22 protein-coding genes are annotated in these 25373 nt (G+C 66.9%); 11 read left to right on the top strand and 11 right to left on the bottom strand.

What is annotated here, in order from left to right; translation table 11 throughout:
• Positions 1-12 precede the first annotated feature (12 nt).
• Together ABWL39_RS12890 and plsB are read right to left on the bottom strand one after the other, a co-directional pair.
• Positions 13-657, bottom strand: coding sequence for a sulfite oxidase heme-binding subunit YedZ (locus ABWL39_RS12890; RefSeq protein WP_367791628.1), 645 nt, complete (start codon positions 655-657; stop codon positions 13-15).
• Positions 658-811: 154 nt separating this feature from the next.
• Positions 812-3349, bottom strand: coding sequence for a glycerol-3-phosphate 1-O-acyltransferase PlsB (gene plsB / locus ABWL39_RS12885; protein ID WP_367791625.1), 2538 nt, complete (start codon positions 3347-3349; stop codon positions 812-814).
• A 167-nt stretch (positions 3350-3516) separates the two neighbouring features.
• Between plsB and ABWL39_RS12880 the strand changes: the two genes are divergently transcribed.
• Positions 3517-4038 carry an N-acetyltransferase family protein gene (locus ABWL39_RS12880; RefSeq protein ID WP_367791622.1) on the top strand — a complete coding sequence of 174 codons (522 nt, stop codon included), beginning with the start codon at positions 3517-3519 and terminating at the stop codon, positions 4036-4038.
• Between the two features lie 136 nt (positions 4039-4174).
• Here ABWL39_RS12880 and tcdA read toward each other — a convergent pair whose 3' ends face one another.
• On the bottom strand, positions 4175-4951 hold the full coding sequence (tcdA, locus tag ABWL39_RS12875; RefSeq protein WP_367791618.1) for a tRNA cyclic N6-threonylcarbamoyladenosine(37) synthase TcdA: 777 nt from the start codon (positions 4949-4951) through the stop codon (positions 4175-4177).
• A gap of 302 nt (positions 4952-5253) precedes the next feature.
• Between tcdA and ABWL39_RS12870 the strand changes: the two genes are divergently transcribed.
• A complete protein-coding gene (locus ABWL39_RS12870) occupies positions 5254-5688 on the top strand; it encodes an acyl-CoA thioesterase (protein WP_367791615.1) in 435 nt (144 codons plus the stop codon).
• A 46-nt stretch (positions 5689-5734) separates the two neighbouring features.
• On the opposite strand, the gene ABWL39_RS12865 is transcribed toward ABWL39_RS12870, so the two are convergent.
• The gene (locus tag ABWL39_RS12865; RefSeq protein ID WP_367791612.1) at positions 5735-5962 is read right to left on the bottom strand and encodes an RNA-binding S4 domain-containing protein; all 228 of its coding nucleotides are present in this window, start codon (positions 5960-5962) and stop codon (positions 5735-5737) included.
• A gap of 250 nt (positions 5963-6212) precedes the next feature.
• Between ABWL39_RS12865 and cysS the strand changes: the two genes are divergently transcribed.
• The 4 genes from cysS (at position 6213) to ABWL39_RS12845 (ending at position 9659) form a co-directional block, all read left to right on the top strand.
• Positions 6213-7589, top strand: a complete 1377-nt coding sequence (gene cysS, locus ABWL39_RS12860) for a cysteine--tRNA ligase (protein ID WP_367791609.1) — start codon at positions 6213-6215, stop codon at positions 7587-7589.
• Between the two features lie 32 nt (positions 7590-7621).
• Positions 7622-8356: a pseudouridine synthase gene (locus ABWL39_RS12855; protein ID WP_367791606.1), complete on the top strand. Its 735-nt coding sequence runs from the start codon at positions 7622-7624 to the stop codon at positions 8354-8356.
• Positions 8357-8366: 10 nt separating this feature from the next.
• Positions 8367-9008, top strand: coding sequence for a VC0807 family protein (locus ABWL39_RS12850; RefSeq protein ID WP_367791603.1), 642 nt, complete (start codon positions 8367-8369; stop codon positions 9006-9008).
• Between the two features lie 159 nt (positions 9009-9167).
• A complete protein-coding gene (locus ABWL39_RS12845) occupies positions 9168-9659 on the top strand; it encodes a Spy/CpxP family protein refolding chaperone (protein WP_367791600.1) in 492 nt (163 codons plus the stop codon).
• A 30-nt stretch (positions 9660-9689) separates the two neighbouring features.
• Here the strand turns inward: ABWL39_RS12845 and ABWL39_RS12840 are convergent, their stop codons facing one another.
• Both ABWL39_RS12840 and ompR read right to left on the bottom strand, forming a co-directional pair.
• The gene (locus tag ABWL39_RS12840; protein WP_367791597.1) at positions 9690-10982 is read right to left on the bottom strand and encodes an ATP-binding protein; all 1293 of its coding nucleotides are present in this window, start codon (positions 10980-10982) and stop codon (positions 9690-9692) included.
• On the bottom strand, positions 10979-11698 hold the full coding sequence (gene ompR, locus ABWL39_RS12835) for a two-component system response regulator OmpR (protein ID WP_367791594.1): 720 nt from the start codon (positions 11696-11698) through the stop codon (positions 10979-10981). Before ompR ends, ABWL39_RS12840 begins: the two co-directional genes overlap by 4 nt.
• 309 nt (positions 11699-12007) lie before the next feature.
• On the opposite strand from ompR, the gene ABWL39_RS12830 reads away from it, so the two are divergent.
• The 3 genes from ABWL39_RS12830 to ABWL39_RS12820 all read left to right on the top strand — a co-directional run bounded on the left by ABWL39_RS12830 (position 12008) and on the right by ABWL39_RS12820 (position 16032).
• Positions 12008-12781: an EF-hand domain-containing protein gene (locus ABWL39_RS12830; protein WP_367791591.1), complete on the top strand. Its 774-nt coding sequence runs from the start codon at positions 12008-12010 to the stop codon at positions 12779-12781.
• A gap of 91 nt (positions 12782-12872) precedes the next feature.
• Positions 12873-13667: a TlyA family RNA methyltransferase gene (locus ABWL39_RS12825; protein ID WP_367791588.1), complete on the top strand. Its 795-nt coding sequence runs from the start codon at positions 12873-12875 to the stop codon at positions 13665-13667.
• Between the two features lie 646 nt (positions 13668-14313).
• The gene (locus ABWL39_RS12820; protein WP_367791584.1) at positions 14314-16032 is read left to right on the top strand and encodes a S8 family peptidase; all 1719 of its coding nucleotides are present in this window, start codon (positions 14314-14316) and stop codon (positions 16030-16032) included.
• A gap of 67 nt (positions 16033-16099) precedes the next feature.
• Here the strand turns inward: ABWL39_RS12820 and ABWL39_RS12815 are convergent, their stop codons facing one another.
• The 5 genes from ABWL39_RS12815 to ABWL39_RS12795 form a co-directional block, all read right to left on the bottom strand.
• Positions 16100-18055 (bottom strand): acetyl-CoA carboxylase biotin carboxylase subunit, encoded by a 1956-nt coding sequence (locus ABWL39_RS12815; RefSeq protein WP_367791579.1) that lies wholly within the window; start codon positions 18053-18055, stop codon positions 16100-16102.
• Positions 18056-18059: 4 nt separating this feature from the next.
• Positions 18060-18872 carry an enoyl-CoA hydratase/isomerase family protein gene (locus ABWL39_RS12810; RefSeq protein WP_367791576.1) on the bottom strand — a complete coding sequence of 271 codons (813 nt, stop codon included), beginning with the start codon at positions 18870-18872 and terminating at the stop codon, positions 18060-18062.
• Positions 18869-20029, bottom strand: a complete 1161-nt coding sequence (locus ABWL39_RS12805) for an acyl-CoA dehydrogenase family protein (protein WP_367791573.1) — start codon at positions 20027-20029, stop codon at positions 18869-18871. The genes ABWL39_RS12810 and ABWL39_RS12805 overlap by 4 nt, the downstream gene beginning before the upstream one ends.
• A 533-nt stretch (positions 20030-20562) precedes the next feature.
• Positions 20563-22173, bottom strand: coding sequence for an acyl-CoA carboxylase subunit beta (locus tag ABWL39_RS12800; protein WP_367791570.1), 1611 nt, complete (start codon positions 22171-22173; stop codon positions 20563-20565).
• Positions 22174-22175: 2 nt separating this feature from the next.
• Positions 22176-23954, bottom strand: coding sequence for an acyclic terpene utilization AtuA family protein (locus tag ABWL39_RS12795; RefSeq protein WP_367791568.1), 1779 nt, complete (start codon positions 23952-23954; stop codon positions 22176-22178).
• A 213-nt stretch (positions 23955-24167) separates the two neighbouring features.
• Between ABWL39_RS12795 and ABWL39_RS12790 the strand changes: the two genes are divergently transcribed.
• Together ABWL39_RS12790 and ABWL39_RS12785 are read left to right on the top strand one after the other, a co-directional pair.
• Positions 24168-24803, top strand: coding sequence for a TetR/AcrR family transcriptional regulator (locus tag ABWL39_RS12790; RefSeq protein WP_367791565.1), 636 nt, complete (start codon positions 24168-24170; stop codon positions 24801-24803).
• A 384-nt stretch (positions 24804-25187) separates the two neighbouring features.
• The coding region (locus ABWL39_RS12785; RefSeq protein WP_367791562.1) for a hypothetical protein at positions 25188-25373 on the top strand (186 nt) is incomplete at its 3' end.

Genomic DNA, 25373 nt, shown 5'->3' with positions numbered 1-25373 from the left:
TCACATCATGGCCTAATGCATCTGCGTCGCGGCCGGCGCCGGCCAGCGCTCGCGCAGCCGCGCCCGCGCCCAGCACCACAGCCGGTAGCCGAGCAGGACGACGAGCACCGCAGCGTATAGCGCGGGCTGCGTGACATCCTTCTTCACCAGCCACCAGTAATGCACGACCGCGAGTGGCGCGATCAGGTAGACCGCGCGGTGCAGCAAGCCCCAGCGGCGGCCCAGGCGCTTCATCATGGCGTTGGTCGAGGTCACGGCCAGCGGCAGCAGTAACAGCCAGGCGCTGAAACCGACGGTGATGAACGGGCGCTTGGCGATGTCCTTGAGGATGGCGGCGACATCGAAGAACTGGTCGAGCCACAGATAGGTCGTCAGATGCAGGCAGGCGTAGAAGAAGGCATACAGCCCGAGCATGCGGCGCAGCCTGAGCAGCCAGTTCATGCCCGTCAGCCGGCGCAGCGGGGTGATGGCAAGCGTCAGCAGCAGGCCGACGAGTGTCCAGGTGCCGGTCGAGCGCGTGATGAATTCGATCGGATTGGCACCGAGGCCATGCGTGGCGCCAAGCACGAGCAGGCGTGCAAGCGGGTAGAGGCAGGCCACGAACAGCGCCGTCTTGAGCCGTTTGAAGCGGGCAGGGGAGAGTTGCGAGGGCAGCATCGGGGCATCCGGTCGGTGGGTATCTGCGGCTTGGTCGCGTATCGAACGTCGAGCTTACAGCCTGAACGGATTGACCTGCCCCGCCGCATTTAGTTTTACCGCCATGGCGCCATCTGGCCGCGCTGGGCACGCCCGGCTCGGCCCGCAGCCCGGCTTACTTCTTCTTGGCGCTCTTCTCGGCCGCCTTGGCGCGGAAATCCGCGATCGCGCGGCGGATTTCGTCGGCATCGAGCCGGGTCAGCTGCTGCACGGTTTGCCGTACGTCGTGCGGCAGCACGAACTGCGCCTCGTTGGCTGCCGCCTGGATGCGCCGGTCGAACACCAGCTGGCCGGATTCGTCGTCGCTGAGCAGGCCGATGCGCTTCAAGGTCGAGATGAAGGACTTGAACACCGCGCGGTCGAAATACTCGGGCGCCGAGTGCTCGTGCAGGATGGCGAGCCGCTGCGCGAACAGCGAGCACAGTTCCTCGAGCTGGCTCGCGGAGATCTTGCCCGAGCCCTGCCGCGTCAGCAGCGAGATGGCGATGTAGTAGCGCTCCATCGCCTGGCGCACCGAGCGCGCGAGGATTTCCAGCTGCATGTATTCGGCGCTGTTGCGATTGGGCGCCTTGATCGTGTTGTTGTCGCTGCGCGCGGCGAGCAGGCCGGTATCCAGCAGCGCATCGATCATGGCGTTGACCACCGCCGGCAGCTCGTCGGCCTTCCAGTGCAGGAACAGCTCGGCCTTGAGGAAGGGGTAGATGTTGCCGATCAGCTCGACGATGCGCTCGCGTTCGAGCGCGTTATCGGCCGTGAGGAAGCAGGCGATCATGCCCGGCAACGTGTACAGGTGCTGCACATTGTTGCGGAAGTAGGTCATCTGCAGCGCCTGCTCGGGCAGCAACTGCACCAGATTGCCGAGCGGGTGTTCGAGCCGGCGCAATACCTTCATCTTCTCGCCATAGGCGATCAGCTCGCGCCCCGACAGCGACGTCAGCTCGACCCGGTCGGAGTAGGGCGCCACCGTCAGCAGCCGCTTCAGTGCATCGAGGAACTCCACCAGCAGGTCTTCATCCGCAGCCTGTTTGGGCGTCGACAGCAACGCCAGCGCCAGCAGGCTGATCGGGTTGACCACGGCCGCGCTGTTGCTGCGCGTGACGATACGGTTGGCGAGCGTATCGACCGTCTTGGTGAACCATGGCGATTTCGGGTCGGGGTGCGAGCCCGCCTCGCGCCAACCCGGCTCGACCTCGTCGAGCACCTCGCTCAGCACGATGGGCTGACCGAAGTTGACGTGCACCTCGCCGAACACCTTCTCGATGTCGCGCACGGTCTTGATCACGCCCCAGATCGACTCCTTCTCCTTGGGCTTGCCCGACAGCTCGGCGACATAGGTGCCGCCCTCCATCACCTTTTCGTAGCCGAAGTAGATCGGCATGAACACGATCGGGCGCCGGTGGTCGCGCAGATAGCTCTGCAGTGTCATCGCCAGCATGCCGCCCTTGGGCTGCAGCATGCGGCCGGTGCGGCTGCGGCCGCCCTCGATGAAGTATTCGATCGGGTAGCCCTTCTGGATCATCATGTGCAGGTATTCGTTGAATACCGCCGCATACAGATGATTGCCCTTGAAGGTGCGGCGCAGGAAGAATGCCCCGCCGCGACGCAGGATGCCGCCGATCACCGGCAGGTTGAGGTTCGCGCCGGCAGCGATGTGCGGCACCATCATGCCCTGGGTGAAGATCACGTAGGACATCAGCAGGTAATCGATATGGCTGCGGTGCGTGGGGACGTAGATCACCTCCTGGCCCGGCGCGACATCGGTCAGCTCGTTCATGCGGTAGACCTTCACGCCGTCGTAGAGGCGCGTCCACAGCCAGTTGAGGAACTTCTCCAGCGCGCGCACGGTGGGGTAGGAGTAGTCGGCCGCGATCTCCATCGCATAGCGGCGCGCCGAGTCCTCGACCTTGGTCATGGCCAGACTCTTGTCGCGCATCTCCTGCTCGATGGCCTGCTTCACCGGGTCAGCCTCGAGCAGCGCATTGACCTGGGTGCGGCGGTGCGACAGGTCGGGGCCGATCGCCATCTCGCGCTGGCGGCGGAAATGCACGCGCAGCACGCGTGCGATCTTGCGCAGCGTCAGGTCCTCGGCTTGGCCTTCATCCACGACCGCACGCAGGCTGATCGGCTCTTCGAAGCGCACCAGAGTGCGGCGGCCATGAATCAGCACGCGGAAGAACTGCTTGAGCACGCCCGGCGTAGCCCAGCTATCGGTGAACAGAATCTTCAGCAGCGAGTCTTCCTTCTGCGGCTGGCGCCCCCATAGAATGGTGACCGGCACCAGCTGCACGTCGAGCTGCAGATTTGCCGCGACTGCCTGCGTCAGCCGCTTCAGCCGTGGCGAATAGGCAAAACGGTTGCGCCGCATCGGCCCGGCGGTGTCGCCACGGGTCAGGAAGAAGAAGGAACGGTCCTCGCGCACGTCGAGGCTCTTGAGCCGGCTCAACGCGCGCGGCAGGCCGAGTCGCTGGGTTTCGGTTTCCAGCACCAGCAGGTTGGAAAGCTGCCGCGTCTGCAACACGTAGCAGACCGGCTTGTTCGGGTCGAGATTGAGGGTCGACAGGTCCTGCGGCAAGGTCTGGGTACGCACCCAGACATACAACAGCTTGCGCGACAGCAGGCTCAGCGCACGATCGAGACCGAGAATTTTTAGCATCAACTATTGACCAAGCGCTCAACAGGCGCGGTAAAGGGCTGCGCATTTTAGCGCGAAACATTTGAAAATCAATGCCATGGGCGGCAAAACTAGAAATGACCTTAGCATATACCGGCCATTCCTGTGGCACCCAGTCGGCCATTCTGCACCCATCGAGCGAGCACACCATGACAACCATCAAGCCAGCAGACATCACCTTGCGCCCAATCACCGAGGCGGACTTCCCCACCGTCGCCGAGCTCGGTGCGCGCATCTGGCGCCGCCACTACATCGCCATGATCAGTGCCGAACAGATCGAGTACATGCTGGCCGGCCGCTACACCGCGGACAAGCTAAAGCCGTACCTGGATTCCGGCCGCTGCGGGCTCGACCTGCTCGAACACGACGGCCAGGCCATCGGCTATTGCAGCTATGCGCTGACCGACAGCCCTGGGGAGATGAAGCTGGAGCAGCTCTACCTGCTGCCCGAGCTGCACGGGCGCGGCTACGGCGGCCATATGCTGCGCCATGTCGAGGTGCGCGCTCGCAGCCTGGGCGCCGACACGCTGGTGCTGACCGTGAACAAGCACAACGCCGGCTCGATCGCGGTTTACCGCAAGGCAGGCTTCAGCGTACGCGAAGAGGCCGTGTTCGATATCGGCAACGGTTTCGTGATGGATGACTATGTGATGGTGAAACGGCTGGCCTGACCAGCGGTGAAAGGACGCGGGAACCAGCAAAATGGCCGGGGCATGAAGGGCCTCGTTCAGCGATAACGGCGCAAGCTGACATTCACCCTGCGCCCTGTTGCGAGGCCCGCTTGACCTGCACGGCGACCACGTTGTGTCAGCGTCCGGCCAGCTTGTTGAGCACGTAGGACGCCGCCACCAGGCCGAAGCTCGCGGTCACCCCAACGGCCGAGCCGAAGCCGGCACAGTTGAGCCCGGCCGGGCCGGCCGCACCGGCATCGTCGACATCGCAGGCGCTCGCCTCGGGATAACGCAGCGGCTCGGTCGAGAATACCGCCGGCACCTCGAATTTTTTCTTCACGTCCTTGTTGAAGCCATAGTCGCGGCGCAGCATCTGGCGTGTCTTGGCAAGCAGCGGGTCCTGCGTGGTGCGGGCAAGGTCGGCGACCTCGATTTGCGTCGGGTCGATCTGGCCACCGGCACCGCCGCAGGTGATCAGCTTGATCTTGTTGCGGCGGCAATGGGCGATCAGCGCGGCCTTGACCTTGACGCTGTCGATGGCATCGACAACGAAATCGAAGCGCTGGTCGATATGGCCCGCGAGATTGTCGAGATCGATGAAATCGTCGATCTGGTGAACCTGCGCAATCGGGTTGATGGCCGCGATGCGCTCGGCCATCGCCTCCACCTTGGCCTGGCCCAGCGTGGTGTCGAGCGCGTGGATCTGGCGATTGATGTTCGACTCGGCCACATGATCGAGATCGATCAGCGTCAGGGTGCCGATGGCCGAGCGGGCCAGTGCCTCGACCGCCCACGAGCCGACGCCGCCTATCCCGATCACCGCCACGTGGGCCGTCTGGAAGCGCGCCAGTGCGGCATCCCCATACAAGCGCGCAATACCGCCAAAACGGCGCGCCATGTCGATTTCACTCATCTCACCACCTCATTTCGAGCGGCGAGCTTAATACAGAGTCGGCCGCGGCAACACCCCCACGGCGGACGGCAAAAACGCCGGGCCAGCCAGGCGAGGCATGACGATATGGCCATCCGGCACATTCCGCCCCTGCCCACGACGGAGCAGCGGCAAGCGGCAAATCAGGTACACCCAACGCCAGTAGGGCTTTTCAGACAAATATCAGTCGTGCGAATATATGCACATTGGATTGCCATCCAAGCACGCCAAATGACAAAGCAATAAAAAACAACTCCATAAAAAGAGAGAGAAGGGGGAAGTGTATGCAGGACCTGAAATCTGTGACGCAGATCGAAGTGCAGGTATCCCATGTGGATGCCTTCCGTCACGTCAATAACGCCCGCATCATGGAATATCTGGAGATGGGGCGCTGGGACATCATGAACCTGCGCGGGCGCCGCGAGGAATACGTGCGCAAGCGCCTGGCCGTGCCGGTGGCGTCGATGCAGGTGAATTTCCGCATGCCGGCTCGGCTCGGCCAGCTGCTCGACATCGTCACCACGCTGCAATCGGTCAAGGCCAACAGCTTCGTGCTCAAGCAGCTGGTGCAATGCCGCCAATCGAAGCAGGTGGTGGCCGAGGCGACCGTGACCTCGGTCATTTTCGATGCGGCAAAAGGGGTTGTCGTGCCGGCACTGGAAATCATCGAGGCCCTGGTCGGCCTGCCGCAAGCGGAAATGAGCGAAGTGCTCGCCTGAGCGAGCCGCCCAGGCTGCAATCGGGCAGGGGGCCTCTGGCCCCGTACTACTCGGCCGCGCCCTCGACGACTTCGATGCGCACCCCGGCCAGCGTCACCACCTGGCCGACGCGAATCTTTGCCGTCTTGCGGCTTTCCAGCGTGCCATCGACGCTGACCTCGCCCGCAGCCACCAGCGCCTTGCCGGCACCGCCGCTATCGGCCACGCCAACGACCTTGAGCAGGTTGTTGAGCTCAATGTATTCGCCGCTCAATTCGAAGATGATGGTTTCCATGCCGAGCCCTCGTTTCAATGAGGCGCGACGCTACGCCCGGCGGCGGTGCACGTCAACCCGCTTGACCCACCGTGGATGCCCCCGTTAGCATCAGGGACATGAATGCGATTGCAGCACGCCCTTTCCTGATCCAGTGTTGTCGCGGCCGGCCGTAGGGGCCCGCCGACACGCATTCGCCTGTCCGAACGAATCCCGATGGCCGCAGAGTGAACTCACCTGCGGCCATTTTCTTTTTCCTTGCGAGACCGAGATGGACCTGCACCTCTACGACACCTACAGCCGCAGCCTGCGCCGCTTCGAGCCTATCCACGCCGACCACGTGGGCCTGTACTGCTGCGGGCCGACGGTGTACGACTACGCCCATATCGGCAATCTGCGCACCTACCTGTTCGAGGACCTGCTGCGCCGCGTGCTCGAACTCAACGGCCACGTGGTACGGCACGTGGTCAACATCACCGATGTCGGCCACCTCGTGTCGGATGCTGACGACGGCGAGGACAAGATGGAGAAGGGCAGCCGCCGCACCGGCGAATCGGCCTGGGACATCGCCGGGCGCTTCACCGCCGCGTTCAAGGCCGACATGGCGGCGCTGAACCTGCGCGAGCCGACGGTCTGGTGCCGCGCCACTGACCACATCGCCGAGCAGATCGACTTCATCGCCACGCTCGAAGCCAAGGGCTTCACCTACCGCACCTCGGACGGACTGTATTTCGACACGGCACGGCAGGACGACTACGGCTATCTCGCCCGGCTCGACCGCACCGGCCTGCAGGCCGGCAAGCGCGTGGACCTCGGCGAGAAACGCAGCGCGACCGATTTCGCATTGTGGAAATTCAGCCGCCTCGGCGAGCAACGCCAGATGGAGTGGGACAGCCCATGGGGGCGCGGTTTCCCGGGCTGGCACATCGAGTGCTCGGCGATGTCGGCCAAGTACCTGAGCCCGTGGTTCGACATCCATTGTGGCGGCGAGGACCACATCCCGGTGCACCACAGCAACGAGATCGCGCAGACCGAAGCCTGCCACGGCACGCGGCTCGCCAACTTCTGGCTGCACGGTTATTTCCTGCAGCTCGACGCGGCCAAGATGTCGAAATCGAGCGGCGATTTCCTGCGCCTGCAGACGCTGCTCGAGCGCGGCTACGCCCCGCTGGCCTACCGCTACCTGTGCCTGACCGCGCACTACCGCAGCCAGCTCAGTTTCACGTGGAACAGTCTCGATGCGGCACAGACAGCGCTGAACCGCCTGCGCGAGGCCTACCACAGCTGGCCTGCGGGCGGCGAGGCCGACGCCGCCACGCTCGGCCGCTTCCGCGATGAGCTGAACCATGATCTGAATGCGCCCAAAGCGCTGGCGCTGGTCTGGGAGCTGGTGAAAGGACCGCTGCCACCCGCCACCAAGCGCGCCACGCTGAGCCTGATCGACGAGGTACTGGGCCTGTGCCTGGCCGATTGGCAGGCGGCCAGCGCCGACATCCCGCCCGCTGTCGAACGGCTCGCCGAACAGCGCCAGCAGGCGCGCCAGGACAAACGCTGGGCGGATGCCGATGCTTTGCGCGGGCAGATCACCGCCGCCGGCTACGATGTCGAGGACACGCCGGACGGGCCAAGACTGCGGCGCGCGGGTTAAACTACGCGTTTGCCCTGCACATCGGACACCCCATGGAACCCATCCGCCTATCCAAACGCATGGCCGAGCTCGGCCTGTGTTCGCGCCGCGAGGCCGACGACTACATCGCCAAAGGCTGGGTGCGCGTCGATGGCGTGGTGGTCGACCAGCTCGGCAGCAAGGTGCTGCCGAACCAGAAGATCACGCTCGAGCGCCAGGCCCAGGCCGCGCAGAGCAGCCGCGTCACCATCCTGCTCAACAAGCCGGTCGGCTATGTCTCGGGCCAGGCGGAGGAGGGCTACCAGCCGGCCAGCGTGCTGATCACGCCGGACCGACAATGGAAGGAAGACAGCTCGCGCATCCGCTTCAACGCGGCGCACCTGCGCGGCCTGGCACCGGCCGGCCGGCTCGACATCGACTCGGTCGGCCTGCTGATCCTGACGCAGGATGGCCGTATCGCCAAGCAGCTGATCGGCGAGGATTCGGATGTCGAGAAGGAATACCTGGTGCGCGTCGACGGCACGTTGTCGAAGGAAGGGCTGCAGCAGCTCAACCACGGCCTCAGCCTCGACGGCCAGCGCCTGAAGCCGGCCAAGGTATGGTGGCAGAATGAAAACCAGCTGCGCTTCATCCTGAAGGAAGGCAAGAAACGTCAGATCCGCCGCATGTGCGATCTGGTCGGGCTCAAGGTGGTCGGCCTCAAGCGCATCCGCATCGGCCGCGTCATGCTCGGCAACCTACCGGCTGGCAAGTGGCGCTATCTGAGCGCCGACGAATCGTTCGTCTGACCGCACACCCATGACACGCGGCAAGCTCGTCCTCGAACTGCTCGTCAACGGCCTGCTGCCCTGGGGCGCCTACACGCTCGCCAGGCAGTACACCGGCGAATTCAACGCCATCGCATTGTCAGCGCTGCCGCCGCTGCTCTGGTCGCTGCTCGAACTGGCGCGCCACCGCCGCGTGGATGCGATCTCGATCACCGTGCTGCTCGGCATCGCGCTGTCGCTGCTAGCCGTGCTGTTCGGCGGCGACGAGCGCCTGCTGTTGCTGCGCGAGGCCGGCGTGACCGGGCTGATGGGCCTGCTGGCTCTGTCGTCGCTGCTGTGGCCGCGCCCGGTGCTCTACTACCTTGCCCGCGCCACGGCGGGCCGCGAGGATGCCACCGGCGCCGCCGAGTTCGAGGCCTACTGGCAGACGTCACCCTCGCTGCGCCGGCTGATGACCGCGATGACTGCCGTGTGGAGCGCCGGCATGGTCGCCGAGGCCGGCCTGCGCACCGTGCTGCTGTGGACGCTGACGACCGAGCGCTTCCTCGCCGTTTCGCCCTTCGTTCAATACGGCTGCTACGGCACGCTCTGGGCCTGGACCGTGTGGTATCGCCGGCGCGCCCTGCCCGAGGCCGCCGAGGGGCCGGCGCAGGCTGCGCCCGGCCAACCGTAAATATCTGTTGCACCGGCGCCGCCGCGACACACCTGCTAACACACCGGGCCGGCCGCACACCTTTGATTGACATCGTCCGACTAGACTGGCTTCGCTAACGGTTCGGGGAACCGAATCGGCCGAGTCCTGACTAACGATGCAAATCAAAAGGAGCACACAATGAGTCCCAGCCTGAAACGCCTCTTGCTCGCCGTCCCCCTGCTTGCTGCGCTGACCGCGCCAGCGATGGCCCTGTCCCATGGCGACGGCCCGCGCGCCGGCGGCCCCTTCGCTGCGTTGAGCCAGGCCAAGCCCACGCTGAACCTGAGCAGCGAGCAGAATGCCTTGTTCGATGCGGCGGAAAAGGCCACGCACGATGCCATGGACACCATGAAGGCGCAGCACGAGAAGATGAAGACCCTGCTCGACGAACAGAAAAAGCAAGCCGTGATCGACCTGCAGAAGCTGTCCGACCAGAGCGAGGCGCTGCACGAGGCCAGCCGCGCGGCCCACGACAAGGCGCGCGACGCCTGGCTCAAGGCCTATGCCAGCCTGTCGACGGCGCAGAAGCAGACCGTCAGCGACCTGCTCAAGCAGCAGATGCAGAAGCATGAACACTGGATGCAGTCGCACCGCCGAGGGCCGGGACACGAGATGGGCAAGCCCGAGTAAGCACAGCAAACCGGCAATTGCCGGTTTGCTCTATTTGCCTGGCGCTCGGCCCAACGGCAAGCTCAGCGTCGCCAGCAGGCCGCCGTCCATGGCATTGGTCAGCAGCAGTTCGCCGCCGTGCAGCCGCGCCACCTGATCGACGATGGCCAGCCCGAGTCCGCAATGTCCACGCCCGCCACGCGCCGCATCGAGTCGGACGAACGCCTGGCGGGCCTGTTCGAGCCGCTCGGGCGGGATGCCCGGGCCGTGGTCGCGCACGCTGATGCGGGCGGTTGTGCCGTCGAGCGCCAGACTCAGCTCGATCGGCATGGCGCCGTATTGCCGCGCATTCTCGACCAGATTGGCCAGCGCACGGGCCAGCGCGATCGGATGGATCGCACACGACACCGGCTGCAAGGCAGGCCGGTAGCCAATATCGGTGTATTCATCGCGCCCCAGCCAGCCAGTGAGCCAGCCGCCCAGTTCGACCTGGCTTGCCGGCTCGCTGTCGGCCTGCAATCTGGCGAACAGCAGGAACTGCTCGACGATGCGCTCGATGTCGTCGATGTCGCGGCCGATACCGGCGCGCGCGCTGTCATCGAGCAGCTCGGCGCGCACCCTGAGCCGCGTCAGGGGCGTGCGCAGGTCGTGCGAGACGCCGGCGAGCAGGGTCTGGCGATCGGTTTCGAGGCGTGACAGGTCCTGCACCATCTGGTTGAAATTCGTGGTCAGCTCGCGCAGCTCCAGCGGCCCGGCCACCGGCAGGGGCGCAACAGCATGCCCGGCACCGGTGCGCCGCAGCGCATCGGCCAGGCTGGCGATCGGCCGCGACAATTGCCACAGCACGAACAGCGAGCCCATCAGCGACAGCGCCGTCACCACCGCGAGCATCATCCATGGCGAGCCGAACCAGCCCGGCTCGCCCGGCTTCATCGGGATGTGATACCAGACCTGGCTCGCGCCCGTGCCGATGCCCACCCACAGCGTGGGGCGCGGCTCGCGGCGCCAGTGCAGCGCCACCGGCTGGCCCAGCTCCTGCGACAGGTGCAGGGCGATGTCCTGGTGCGGCGGCCCTTCGTGGTGCTCGGGCCCGCCACCCGCGCGGCGTTCGGGCTCGCCAGCGGGCAGCAGCGGCGGCTCGCGCCGTGCGCCCCAGTCCGGTATCTCGCCGGGCCTGGCGCGCTGGGCCTGCTGTGGGTCGTGCAGCGCCGCGCGCACCTGATCGAGCAATTGTTCGTCATGGCTGTTGCGCAGCACATAGAACAGGGAGGCGTGGCTGGCCACCACGACCAGCGCCATCACCAGCGCCAGACGCCCGAGCAGGCTGTCGAACCCGCGCCTCATGCGCCACCGCCATCGGGGATGAAGACGTAGCCGACCCCCCACACCGTCTGGATGTAGCGCGGCGCGGAGGCGTCATCCTCGATCAGCTTGCGCAGCCGCGACACCTGTACGTCGATGCTGCGCTCGATGGTCTCGGCGCTGCGGCCGCGCGCCAGGTCGATCAGCCGCTCGCGCGACATCGGCTGGCGCGGGTGCTTGGCCAGCGCGGCGAGCAGCGAGAATTCGCCACTGGTCAGCGTGATGCGCTCGTCGTCGTGAAACAGCGTGCGTGCGCCCATGTCGAGCCGGAACGGCCCGAAGCGCAGCACCTCGCCGTACGGGTCGGGGCTGCCCGGCGGCAGCCGCACGCGACGCCGTAGCACGGCATGGATGCGGGCCACCAGCTCGCGTGGATTGAAGGGCTTGCCGAGGTAGTCGTCGGCGCCGAGTTCGAGGCCGACGATGCGGTCGATGTCGTCGCTGCGCGCGGTCAGCATGATGATCGGCAGGTCGTCGCCCTGGCCGCGCAGACGGCGGCACACAGCAAGGCCATCCTCGCCCGGCATCATCACATCGAGCACCAGCAGGTCGGGACGCTGGCGCAGCAGGCGCCGGTCGAGCTCGCCCGCGTCAGGCAGGGTGCGCACGTTCATACCCTGCTTGCCCAGGTATTGCTGCAGCAGGCTGCGCAGCTCGGGATCGTCGTCGATCAGCAGAATGTCGGGGGTATTTTCCATGCCGCAGTTTACCGGGAGCGCCGCCGGATCCGGCCGGCGAAATGTAAGCAAATGTTTCAGACGGCGCACTTGGACACATCCGCTAACCAAGGCCGCGCCACCTCACATCTTCCATGCACATGGCCGGCCTAGGCTGCCAGCGTCCGACATTGCGCCTGACGCCTGCACGCCCGCTTCCAGTATGGGGGCTGGGCGTGCCTGGCGCCAGACGTGATCGACGACGGGCGGGACGGCGCGGGAGCGTCCCGTCCAGCCCCGATGCGGCCTGCCGGCTGCAATTCCCGCGCTGACCGTTATGGAGGATGCAACATGGTGAGTTCGATAGGCAGTTCGAGCTACACCGGCAGCTACAGCAGTGCGCAGAGCACTGCGAGCAGCCGGCGCAGCGAGATGCAGGAGAAGCTGTTCAGCAAGCTGGACAGCAACGGCGACGGCCAGCTCAGCAGCAGCGAGCTGGATGTACTGGCCAAGGCTGCGCCGCAGGGCATGCAAAGCTTGTTCAGCGGCAGCGACAGCGCGTTCACGCAATCGGATACGAACGGCGACGGCAGCCTCAGCGTGGACGAGTTCAAGTCCGCGATGCAACAGGTGGAGCAGCAGCTGCACAGCCAGTTCCAGCAGATGCGCATCGGCGGCGCGCAGGGCGGCCCACCGTCGGGGCCGCCGCCGGGAGATGGCGACGGTGACGGTGACGACACCCAGGCCGTGGGCTCGACCCAGGCCAGCAGCCGCCAGCAGAAGCTGTTCGACAAGCTCGATACCGATCAGGACGGCCAAGTCAGCGCGGCGGAACTCAAGGCCGCCAGCGACACCGCGCCGGCGGGTCTGGCCCAGCTGCTGTCGAGCAGCAACCTGATGAGCAGCTCGGACAGCGATGGCAACGGCTCGCTCTCGCTCGACGAGTTCAAGAGCGGCATGAAACAGGTCGAGCAGCAGCTGCAAAGCCAGTTCCAGCAGATGCGCAGCGAGGGCCGCCAGCCGCACCACGGCGGTGGTGGTGGTCTGGCCGGGCGCCTGCTGGCGGCACTCGACCAGTCGTCGCAGAGCACGACGAGCAGCAGCACGCTCAGTATCGCAGCCTGATCGTCGACCATTGTCAGGCAGTGTTTTCGGGCTCTACGGAGCCCGTTTTTTCGCCGCTATAATGGCGGGCCATCCAGCCACACGACCCGCCATGACCACTCGAGCCGACCTGCTACTCGTCGAACGCGGCCTTGCCGCCTCGCGCACCGCCGCACAGCACCTGATCGAGGCCGGGCGCGTGTTCGTGCTCGACGCCGGGCGCCGCGTGGCGGTCGGCAAGGCGAGCCAGAAACTGTTTGCCGATATCGAATTCGACATCGTGCCGGACGAGGCCGACCGCTATGTCTCGCGCGGCGGGCTCAAGATGGCCGGCGCGCTGGCGCAGGCCGGGCTCGATGTGCGCGGCCTCATCGTGCTCGATCTCGGCATTTCCACCGGCGGCTTCACCGATTGCCTGCTGCAGGTCGGCGCGGCCAGGGTCATCGGCGTCGATGTCGGCCACAGCCAGCTCGCACCGAAGCTCACCGCCGATCCGCGCGTGGTGCTGCTCGAAGGTGTCAACGCGCGCCACCTGCACGCCGACGACATCGCCGCGCACACGGGCGCCACCGGCGTGGACCTGGTAGTGATCGATGTCTCCTTCATCTCGCTCGAACTCGTGCTGCCGGCCGCCGCCGCCCTGATCCGCCCGGGTGGCCACCTGCTGAGCCTGGTCAAGCCGCAGTTCGAGGTCGGGCGCGAGGGGTTGGGCAAGGGCGGCATCGTCAAGAACGAACGGCTCTTCGACACGGTGCGCGACAAGATCGTGGCGCTGTGCGAACGGCTTGAGCTGTCGGTGCTCGATTATTTCGACAGCCCGATCAAGGGCGGCGACGGCAATCGCGAGTTCTTCGTGTTTGCGCGGTGCGATGCCGCCCCGGCAGGCACGCTAGCACAGCCGGTTTAGCCCACACCCCAGCAGGATTGCCGCGGCGCGCGCAGTAATGTCCTACGCCACGTGGCTATTATGGTTTTGAGCCCCCGGCAGCAAGTGTGGGCGGCCTTTCAAACCGCCATCGAGGTGCCGCGCATGACCCCATCCAACCCCCGACGCCTGTCGCCGCCGCCGTTCACCGCCGACACCGCTGCCGCCATATTTCCCCATCCCGGCCGGACGTTTTCTCTCCCTCTCGCATCTCCCAGCCTCGCGTAGACAGCGCCCGGTCGCCCGCCCCCGCTTGCGTGCGGCTCGCCGATGTGCCCGCACCGGCCTGGCTGCAAAATACCCGCAGTCCAGCGTCTTTTCCGATGTCTCCCCGTGCAAGCCAGAGCCTGTTCTGCAGCGGTAATGAGTGCGTCATATTGTGTTTGACCTTTCCAATACCCTGTACTAAAACCAAGCTCTGTTTGCACAAAATGAGGTGATCTGGAAAAGATTTAATGCAATGGTGGACAACAATCAGTTTATTCGTACAGACAGATATTTATAAACGAAAAACTCATCAAGGAGAGTTCACTTGAAGCAGCAACGATCGAGGAATAAGACACAAATAAAGCAATGCATTATCGCACTGGCGCTGGCATTCCCAGGTTTTGCGCTAGCAGGCGGAAACATGACATTTGCGGCAACAACGGCGGTAAATTACGGCATTGCGCATACCGACCGTCTCATCATCAAGTACAAGCCGACAGTGGCCGCGATGGCTGCCGGCGGTATTGCAGTCGACAGGATGGCCGCGGCGCAGCGCATCGGCCACGGGCTCGGCTTCACCATCAAGGCCTTGCGCCAGACGGCGGGCGGCGCGCAGGTGATGCAGCTGGACCGCAAGGTGACGGTGGCCGAGGCAGCCAGCCTGGCCGCGCAGATCGCCGCGCAGGACCCGACGATCGAATACGCCGAGCCGGACCGCATGATGAAGCGGCTGTTCACGCCCAACGACACGCGCTACAACGAGCAATGGGAGTACTACGAAACCACCGGCGGCATGCGCCTGCCGCAGGCCTGGGACAAGTCGACCGGAGCCGGCGTGATCGTCGCCGTGATCGACACCGGCTACCGCCCGCATGCCGATCTGGCGGCCAACATCATTGGCGGCTATGACTTCATCTCCGACACCGCGGTATCGAACGATGGCGACGGTCGCGATGCCGACGCCAAGGACCCCGGCGACGCGGTGAAGGCCGGCGAGTGCGGTAGCGGCGAGCCCGCGCAGGACGAGCCGTCGAGCTGGCACGGCACGCACGTGGCCGGCACCATCGCGGCGCTGAGCAACAACGGCAGCGGCGTGGCGGGCGTTGCATTCGGCGCCAAGGTGCTGCCGCTGCGCGTGCTCGGCAAGTGCGGCGGCTACACCTCGGACATCGCCGATGCCATCATCTGGGCCTCGGGCGGCAGTGTCAGCGGCGTGCCGGCCAACCCGAACAAGGCGCGCGTGATCAATATGTCGCTCGGCGGCGGCGGGGCCTGCGACAACACCACGCAGAATGCGATCAACAGCGCGCGCTCGCACGGCACGGTGGTGGTGGTGGCAGCCGGCAACGAGAACCAGGACGCAGCCAACTCCAACCCGGCCAACTGCTCGGGCGTGATTGCCGTGGCGGCGACCAATCGCCAGGGCGGGCGCGCCTACTACTCGAATTACGGCAGCGTGGTCGATGTGGCGGCACCGGGCGGGGCGATGAGCAGCGCGACCGACGCGAACGGCATCCTGTCGACCTTGAATGCCGGCCAGACGGCACCGGGGGCGGACAGCTACGCCTTCTACCAGGGCACCTCGATGGCAACGCCGCATGTCGCCGGCGTGGTGGCGCTGATGCTGTCGAAGAACCCGAGCCTGACGCCCGACGATGTCGAGAGCAAGCTCAAGGCCACGGCCCGCGCCTTCCCGGCAACATGCGCGCAGTGCGGTAGCGGCATCGTCGATGCCAACGCGGCGGTCGATGCGGCGGGCAGCACCACGCCGCCCGCGGGCAACAGCGAAACGGAGTCGAACAACACGATCTCGACCGCCAACCTGGTCAGCAGCAGCGGCACGACGATGAACGGCACGATGGGATCGAGCAGCGACACGGATTACTTCCGCGTCGACCTGCCGGCCGGCAAGACGCTGACCGCGACCTTGACGCCGAGCGGCAGCGCGGACTACGACCTGTACCTCTACAACAGCGCCGGCAGCCAGATCGCCAAGAGCACGAAGGGCACCGGCCTGGTCGACGGCGCGAGCGTCACCAATAGCGGCAGCGCCACCATCGCCCGCTACGCGCGCGTCGTGTACTACAGCGGCGGCACAGGCGCCGCCAATGGCAAATATACCTTGAAGCTGAGCTGGTAAGCAGACGACACCAAGACTCCCACACTGCCACGCCGGTGCCCATGCACCGGCGTTTTTTCGTGCGCGATCAGCCGGCTTCCGCCGCGATCGTCAGCAGGCGCTGGCGCCGCTTGACCTGCACGCCGAGGCCCGCCAGCAGCTCGCCGACCACGCCGTCGCAATCGGCCTTGAGCTGGTGCTCGATCTTCATCGCCTCCAGCACCAGCAAGGTCTGGCCCTTGCTGACACGCTCGCCGATGACGACGCGCACATCGACCACCGCACCGTCCATCGGTGCATTGACGACGCCGCTGCCGGCGGCGTCCTGCCGCTGAGGCGGTGCGTGGGTGACGTCCTCGACCGGCAGATTGCCATGGCCCAGATCGAGCTGGAGCCGGCCATCGAACCAGGCATAGGCCAGCTCACAGCGCCGCTCGCCGCATTGCGCGAGGCAGCGGCCATCGCCGACCGCCGACAGCGTGACCGCCAGCGGCGGGCTGCCGGCCTCGCTGATATGCAGCGTTTCGCCGTCACGTGCCACCGCCACCACGCGCTCGCGCTCGCCGATGCGCAGCCGGCGTGTCTGCGGCCCCAGACGCTCGCGCTGCCAGTCGGCAAAGGCGTGCGCCGGCGTCGCCAGATGGTGGAGCAGCGCCGCGGCCAGCGCCACCTGCTCGGCAGTGGCGACGGCGGGCAGCAGGCTCGCCGCCGCCGTCATGTGGTCGGCGATGAAGCCGGTGTGCGTGTCGCCGGCCAGGAAGGCCGGATGGCGCAGTACCTCGGCGAGAAAATCGCGGTTGTGGTTCACGCCCAGCAGCACCGTATCCTCGACGGCGCGCGCCAGCATGCGTGCGGCCTCGTCGCGCGTGCGGCCATGGGCGATCAGCTTGGCCACCATCGGGTCGTAATAGGGGCTGACCGCACCGCCCTCGACCATGCCGTGGTCCACACGCACGCCATCACCGGGCCGCCAGGCCAGCACCGGGCCGGTCTGCGGCAGGAATTGCTGGGCCGGGTCCTCGGCATACAGCCTGACCTCGATCGCGTGGCCGTCGAGGCGGATGTCGGACTGGGCCAGCGGCAGCGCTTCACCCGCCGCCACGCGCAACTGCCATTCGACCAGATCGAGCCCGGTCACCAGCTCGGTGACCGGGTGCTCGACCTGCAGCCGTGTGTTCATTTCGAGAAAATAGAACGCGCCCTGCGCATCGAGCAGGAACTCGACCGTACCCGCCCCCACGTAGTCGCAGGCCCTGGCGGCGGCCACAGCGGCGGCGCCCATACTGGCGCGCAGCGCGGGGGTCATGGCCGGGCACGGCGACTCTTCGACCACCTTCTGGTGGCGGCGCTGGATCGAGCAATCGCGCTCGCCGAGATGCACGACATTACCCAGGCTATCGCCGAACACCTGGATCTCGACGTGGCGCGGCCGCATGATGGCGCGTTCGAGGATCAGCTCGTCACTGCCGAAGGCGTTGAGCGCCTCGCTGCGCGCCGTGCGCAAGGCTGGCTCGAAGCCGTCGCCGGACTCGACCAGGCGCATGCCGCGCCCGCCGCCGCCGGCCGAGGCCTTGATCATCAGCGGATAGCTGATGCGCTCGGCCTCGCGGCGCAGCGTCGCGTCGTCCTGCGCCTCGCCGTCGTAACCGGGCACGCAGGGCACACCGGCCTGCTGCATGGCGAGCTTGGCCAGCCGCTTGCTGCCCATCAGGCGAATCGCCTCGGGGCGCGGACCGATGAACACCAGGTCGGCGTCAAGGCAGGCCTGGGCGAAGTCTTCGTTCTCGGACAGAAAGCCGTAGCCCGGATGCACCGCCTCCGCGCCCGACTGCCGGCAAGCCGCCAGCACGCGCTCGATGTTCAGGTAGGACTCGCCCACGGGCGAGGGGCCAATAGGCACGGCCTCGTCGGCCAGGCGCACATGGCGCGCCTCGGCGTCGGCCTCGGAATACACCGCCACGGTGCGGTAGCCCATGCGCCTGGCGGTGGTGATCACCCGGCACGCTATCTCGCCCCTATTGGCGATCAGTATCTTGCTAAACATGGCCTCACTCCTGTCTCGTCGCCCACGCCGGCTGGCGCTTGCCGATGAAGGCGGCGGCGCCCTCGGCGGCTTCCGCGCCCTGCACCGCGTCGGAGAACCAGTCGGCGGCCTGGTCGAGCACCGCGTCGAGCTTGCTCGGGCCGAGCGCGTGCAGCAGTTGTTTGGTGCGGCGGCTGGCGGCCGGCGCGCAGCGGGCGAGCTGGGCAAGTGCGGCGGCCAGCTCGGCATCGAGCGCGGCCGGCGTGTCGCAGACGCTGTGCACCAGGCCCAGGGCCTTGGCTTCGCGCCCGTCGATGCGGTTGCCGAACAGCGCCAGGCGCCGCGCCTGCGTCAGGCCGATGCGCTGCAGCACGAATGGCGCGATCTGCGCCGGGATCAGGCCGAGCCCGGTCTCGGGCAGGCCGAACTGGGCGTCGTGCAGGCTCAGCGCCAGATCCGACACGCAGGCAAGGCCGAAGCCGCCGCCGAGCACCGCGCCTTCGAGCACGGTGATCAGCGCGGCCGGGGTGCGCTCGGCCATCTGCAGCATGCGGCCGAAGGCACGGTTGAAGCTGGCGGCGGCGCGCGGGTCGGCCGCCAGCCGCTGGCGCAGCCCGGCCATGTCGCGCACGTCGCCGCCGGCGCAGAAATGGCCGCCGGCACCGCGCAGCACCACGGCACGCACATCGTCGGCAGTCTTCAAGGCCTCGAACACGCCCGACAGCTCGTCCACCATCTGCAGGCTCATCGCATTGCGCTGCTCGGGGCGGTTCAGGGTGACGTGGAGCAGCCAGCCGTCCTGGCGCAGCAGCAGGGTGTCGCAAGCGGGCAGTGTCATGCTTTCTTCCTTCCCGGCAGGGTGTCGGTCAGCTTGCAGATGATGCCGAGCATCACCTCGTCGGCGCCGCCGCCGATCGAGCACAGGCGCCCGTCGCGATACAGCTGCGAGGCCGGGTTGTCCCACATGTAGCCCTGGCCGCCCCACAGCTGCAGGCAGGCATCCGCCGCCTCGCGCACGAGGCGCCCAGCCTTGAGCTTGGCCATCGAGGCGAGCATGGTCACATCATCGCCGGCGATGTGTTTCTCGCAGGCCTGGTAGGTGAGGGCGCGCAGCGCTTCGAGCTCGGTGCGCAGCTCGGCCAGGCGGAAATGCACGGTCTGGTTGTCGAGCAGCGACATGCCGAACACCTGCCGCTCGCGCGCATAGGCCGTGGTCAGCTCGATGCAGCGCTCCACCGCGCCGATGGTGTTGGCGGCACCGAACAGGCGCTCTTCCTGGAACTGCATCATCTGCATCATGAAGCCGAAGTTCTCCTGCCCGATCAGGTAGCGCTGCGGCACGCGCACGTCGTCGAAGAACACCTGCGCGGTGTCGCTCGAGCGCATGCCGAGCTTGTTCAGCGGCGCGGAGAAGCTGATACCGCGGGTCTTGGCCGGCACGATGATCAGCGACTTGTTGGCATGCTTGGGGCCGTCACCGGTATTGGCGAGCAGGCAGAAGAAATCGGCCTGCAGCGAGTTGGTGATCCACATCTTGCTACCGTTGATCACGTAGTCGCCGCCGTCCTTGCGCGCCGTGGTCTTGATCGCCGCCACATCGGAGCCCGCGTGCGGCTCGGACACCGCGATGCTCGACACATAGTCGCCCGCGATCGCCGGCGTCAGGAACTCGTCGCGCAACTCCCGGCTGCCGAAGCGCGCCAGCGCCGGCGTCGCCATGTCGGTCTGCACCCCGATCGCCAGCGGCACGCCGCCGCAGGCCGCGCGGCCCAGCTCCTCGGCGACCACCAGGTTGTACGACACGTCGAGCCCGAGCCCGCCGTTCTCGACCGGCTTGTGGATGCCGAGCAGGCCCAGGTCGCCCAGCTTCTTGAACAGCGCATGCGCCGGGAAGCGCCCGGCCTGCTCCCACCCGGCCGCGTGCGGGTCGATCTCGTTGGCGACGAACTGCCGCGCCGTGCGGCGCATCTGCTCGTGTTCGGTGGTGAATTGCATGATGGCTTCTCCTCTGAATCCCTTAGTGTTGTTTGTGCCGGGGCGCGAGTGTTGTTGGGGCGGGTTTTCGTCCCGTGCTCACCCTCTCCCCAGCCCTCTCCCGTCAAGGGAGAGGGGGTACGTGCCAGTGCCTCGGCCATGGCAATAGCCACAGGTAGCGGCGCTGGCACTCGATGTTCCCGTGTGGCGCGCCGGAAAGCTGAATCCTTGGTGCTCCGCGCCTAGCGCCAGCTTTCCCCCTTGCGGGGTCATCGCAAGGCGTCAGGCGTAGCTTTCGGCTTGGACTGTTTGAACGGGAGTCCATCGGGCCGCAGCGAGTTCCGCGGCAGCCGCAACCGCCGAGCAGCGCTGGGGGACCGGAGCCGCAGGCGCAAGGCGCGTAAGCCGGCACTTCAGTCGCCTTTTTACTTACATTCTTTCGGCCGGCGATCCGGCGGCCGGCGATCCGGAGCGAAGCAAAAGAAGTAACCCGGCAGCGGGACGGAATCCCGCCCAAATGCCTTGTGCGTCAGCGCACCGGCCCCCGTCTCCCCCTAAAACCGCGCCACCCCGAAACTGTTCGGCCGCAGCTCGCGCTGCCCGGCCTCGTCGATCACGTCGAGCAGGAAGCTCAGCAGCCGGCGCGAGTCGCGCGGGTCGATCAGCCCGTCGTCCCACAGCCGCGCCGTGCCATACAGCGCGGTCGATTGCGCGTCGAGGCCCTTGGCCGTCATCTGCTCCAGTGCATCAAGGTTTGCGGCGTCGGGCTCGATGCCGAGCTTGCGCTGCTTCGCTTCGGCGACGATACGCATGACCTTGCCGGCCTGCGCGCCGCCCATCACGGCGGTACGGCTATTGGGCCAGGCGAAGATGAAGCGCGGGTCGAGGCCGCGGCCGCACATTGCGTAGTTGCCGGCGCCGTAAGAGCCGCCGATGACCAGCGACAGCTTGGGCACGCGCGCGTTGGCGACGGCCTGCAGCATCTTCGAGCCATGCTTGATCACGCCGCCCTGTTCGGCCTCGCGCCCGACCATGAAGCCCGTGGTGTTGTGCAGGAACAACAGCGGCCGCCCGCTCTGCTCGCACAGCTGGATGAACTGCGCCGCCTTGGCCGCGCCCTGCGGCGTGATCGGGCCGTTGTTGCCGATGATGCCCAGGCGGTGGCCGGCGATGGCGGCCCAGCCGCACACGGTCTGCGCGTCGTATTCCTGCTTGAAGTCGAGAAAGGCCGAGTCATCGACGATGCGCGCGATCACCTCGTGCACATCGTAGGGGCGCTTGGCGTCGCACGGGATCAGCCCCAGCAGCTCTTCGGCGGGGTAGCGCGGCTCGCTGAAGCTGGCGCGCGCGCGCGGCGGTGTCTCCCAGCCCAGGTTGGCGACGATCTCGCGCGCATGGCGCACGGCGTCGGCATCGTCCTCGGCCAGATACTCGGCGGTGCCGGCGACGGCGGCATGGAGCTCGGCGCCACCCAGTTCTTCATCGGTCGCCACTTCGCCGGTCGCGGCCAGCAGCAGCGGCGGGCCGGCGAGGAACAGCTTGGCGCGGTTGCGCACCGCCACCACATAGTCCGACAGGCCGGGCTGGTAGGCGCCGCCGGCCGTGGCATTGCCGTGCACCACGGCGATCTGCGGGATGCCGGCGGCCGACAGCCGCGCCTGGTTGGCGAAGGTGCGCGCGCCTTCGACGAAGATGTCGGCCGCGTGGTTGAGGTTGGCGCCGCCGCTCTCGGTCAGCGTGATCACCGGCAGTTTGTTGTCGAGCGCGATCTGCTGCAGCCGCAGCGTCTTGCGCAAGCCGGAAGGCGCGATGGTGCCGCCCTTGATCGCGCTGTTGTTGGCGCTGATCAGGCAGCGCACGCCGCTGACGTAGCCGATGCCGGCGATCAGCCCGCCGCCGGCTTCGCTGCCGTCGCGGTCGTCGTCCATCAGGTAGCCGGCAAGGCCAAGCAGCTCGACGAACGGCGAGCCCGGGTCGAGCAGGCGCTGCACGCGCTCGTGCGGCAGCAACTGGCCGCGCTTGTCGAACTTGGGCTTTTCCTCGCGCGACTTGTCGAGCCCGCGCAGGCGGATCGCCTCGACCTCGCCGACCAGCGCCAGCATGGCCGCACGGTTGCGCCGGTAGTCGTCGCGGCTCGTATCGATCTGGGAATCAATGATGGGCATGACTATTCCAGTAGTTGCGCTGGCACGGCGATCGGCATGTCCAGCAGTTGTTGGGCGAAGGCCTTGCCTTGCGGATCGATGCGCAGGCTCGATGTGCCGCCGCCGCCGAGCGCGTTCTTCAGCACGAAGTTGAGCGCATCGAGGCCCGGCCATTCATGGCGCACCACCTGGCTCTGCGGGTGGTCGAGCACATGCGCGAACCAGCCCGCCACCGCCGTTTCGTCGAGCGCGCGGCGTAGCCACGGCAGGTAGTCGGCGCGGCGGGCGATCACGCCGATGTTCGCGTCGTTGCCCTTGTCGCCGCTGCGCGCATAGGCGAGCCGCCACAGCGGCACCTCGATCATCTGGCCGAAGAATGGCTCTGGTAGCGGGCCTGCGGGCCGCTTTGGGATTGGCTCGTAGCCTGCCTGCGCGGCGGCGGCGGGCAGGGCGGCACCGTCGAGCGTCGCCACCACCTGCGCTTTCGGCACCAGGCAGGAGAACAGCTTCACTACCGGCGATGGCTTGGGCCGGCCGCCGAGCAGGCCGGTGATGCCGGGCGCCATGCCGGTGGCCGCCTGCGCGATCTCGGCGGCGAAAAACTGCAGCGCCGGCTTGAGCGGGTGGGTGACGGCGAGCTTGACCACGATCTCGCGGCTGGCCGTCGCGCGCGCATGCGGGCCGTAGGTCGCCTCGCTGCCGAGCAGCTCGACCGAGCTGGCCGAGAACGGCGGCAGGCCCTTCTGCCTGAGCAGGCGCGAGACCTTGCCGAGAATGCTGTCGGCCACGCGCTGCGCCTTGCCGCGCGCATCGACGCCGGCCAGCAGGAAGACGGCGGTGACGCGGTAGCCATCCTGCCAGGTCAGGCTTGCCTTGTAGCTGTCGGTCGGCGGCAGGCCGCGCGCGCCGCTGACGGCGACACGGTTGTCGCCGGCCTGCGTGAGCGTCACTTCGCTGAAATCGCACACCACGTCGGGCAGCAGGTAGGCCTGCGGATCGCCAATCTCGTAGACAATCTGCTCGGCCACGCTGGCGCAGCTGACCAGGCCGCCGGTGCCCTCGGGCTTGGTGACGGTGAAGCGGCCATCCGGCTCGACCTCGACGATGGGGAAGCCCATATTGTCGTAGCCGGGCACGGTCTCCCAGTCGGTGAAATTGCCGCCGCAGCATTGCGCGCCGCATTCGATGATGTGGCCGGCGAGCGAGCCGGCGGCGAGCTTGTCGTATTCGTCCGTAGCCCAGCCGAACTCGTGCATCAGCGGGCCGAGCACCACGGCGCTGTCGGCCACGCGGCCGGTGATCACGATGTCGGCGCCGGCCGCCAGCGCGGCGGCAATCGGCTGCGCGCCGAGATAGGCGTTGGCGGTGAGCGGCCGCGCCGGCAGCGGCGCATCGCTGAACATATCGCGCACGCCGGCCTCACGCAGTGCGTCAATCTGCGGCAGCAGGTCGTCGCCGGCCACCACGGCCACCTTGAGGCCCACGCCGGCCGCGTCGATGGCGGCCTGCAGCGCATCGCGGCAAGCCTGCGGGTTGACGCCGCCGGCATTGCTGACAACCTTGATGCGCTTCTCGGCCAGCTCTTTCAGCAGCGGCTTCATCACCACCTCGACGAAGTCGGTGGCGTAGCCCAGCGCCGCATCCTTGGCGCGCGCGGCCGCCATGATCGATAGCGTGATCTCGGCCAGGTAGTCGAACACCAGGTAGTCGAGCCGCGCCTCGCGCACGAGCTGGAACGCAGCGGTATTGGTGTCGCCCCAAAAGCCGGCGGCACAGCCTATTCTGAGAGTGGAGTCGCGCACGGAAGGGCACCTTGCAGGATTCGATCCACCCATCATAACGCCGCAGAATAAAAAATCAATCGTTTGATTTAATAAATAAGCAAACGCGGATGGAGCGATATGCAAGGCCATCCGCCCGCATGCGATTGGACGTTGCGGCCAACAGACGGGAAAATACCGGCTTCACGACAATGGCGCCGCGCAAAGCGCGCGCCGCCCCAGGCACGACACCGCATGAACGACACCCCGACCCCGCGCCGCCGCGGCCGCCCGCCCAAGGGCGACAACAACAGCCTGCGCAAGGAGCTGATCGCCAAATCGGCCGCGCTGTTCCGCAGCAAGGGCTACGAGCGCACCACCGTGCGCGACATCGCCGCCGCCAGCGGCGTGCAGGCCGGTAGCTGGTTCTACTATTTCAAGACCAAGCAGGACATCCTCGCCGCGGTGATGGAAGAGGGCATGGCCAACTCGCTCGAACGCATCGAGACGCTCAAGGTCGAGGCCCTGCCGGCGCCGCAGGCTTTCCGCGCGCTGATCCACGCGCATCTCGACACCATCCTGTCGCCCAACCACGACTTCATCCCGGTGCTGCTGTATGAGTGGAACTCGCTCGAAGCCCCGGCCCAGGCCCGCATCATCGCGCTGCAGCACCGCTACGAAGCGCTGTGGGACGCCGTGATCGCACGCCTGCAGGCCGCCGGCGACTGGGCCATGCCGACCCGCATCGACCGCCTGATGGTGTTCGGCGCGCTGAACTGGATGGCGCAGTGGTACAAGCAGGACGGCAGGATGAGCCTGGACGAGCTGGTCGACCAGGCGCTGGTGTTTTTCATGCGCAGCGAGGCGGCGGTGAGCCACACCCGGCCATGATGACTGCTGGTGCAGATTGATCAGCCTGCCGACGGCAATGCGGCATGTGCATGACGCCATGCCCGCCGGGCGGCGGGTGCGCGGCAAGCTCGATACGCCAGCAGCGCCGCAGAGTGTGTTAGAAACGCAACGCTCGGCTCAAGACCTCGCGCCGAGCCGTCAGGCATCACCCCATCGGCATGCGCATCGACGATAGGAGTCCCAGCATCATGACCCCATCTCATCCGCCAGCACCCACCACCTCGCCGCAACGAAACAGACCGCACCCGCGTGGCAGGCGGCCCTCTCCTGGCCGGCGCCCTCATCGCCGTTAGCCTCGCGCTGCCGGCCAATGCCGATCAGGTGCGGCCACGGGACCTGGAGCGTGGCTGTCGCCGGGGGGACATGACGGAAGCCGAATGGCGGCTGCGCCACCAGGTCATCGCCGCCCGGCTGCCGGCCCCCGACCCGGTCCACCCGGAATGGTTCGGCGAGGAGTACAGCCCGACGGCCTACTGGCTGTGCCGCAAGGAGCAGAGCGCAGATCACCGAGGCATTGCCGACTGCGACCGCCACCGCCTGCGGCGCAAC

The sequence above is a fragment of the Chitinivorax sp. PXF-14 genome (genome assembly GCF_040812015.1).
Classification (GTDB): domain Bacteria; phylum Pseudomonadota; class Gammaproteobacteria; order Burkholderiales; family SCOH01; genus JBFNXJ01.
This window is presented reverse-complemented; position numbering and strand designations above follow the sequence as displayed.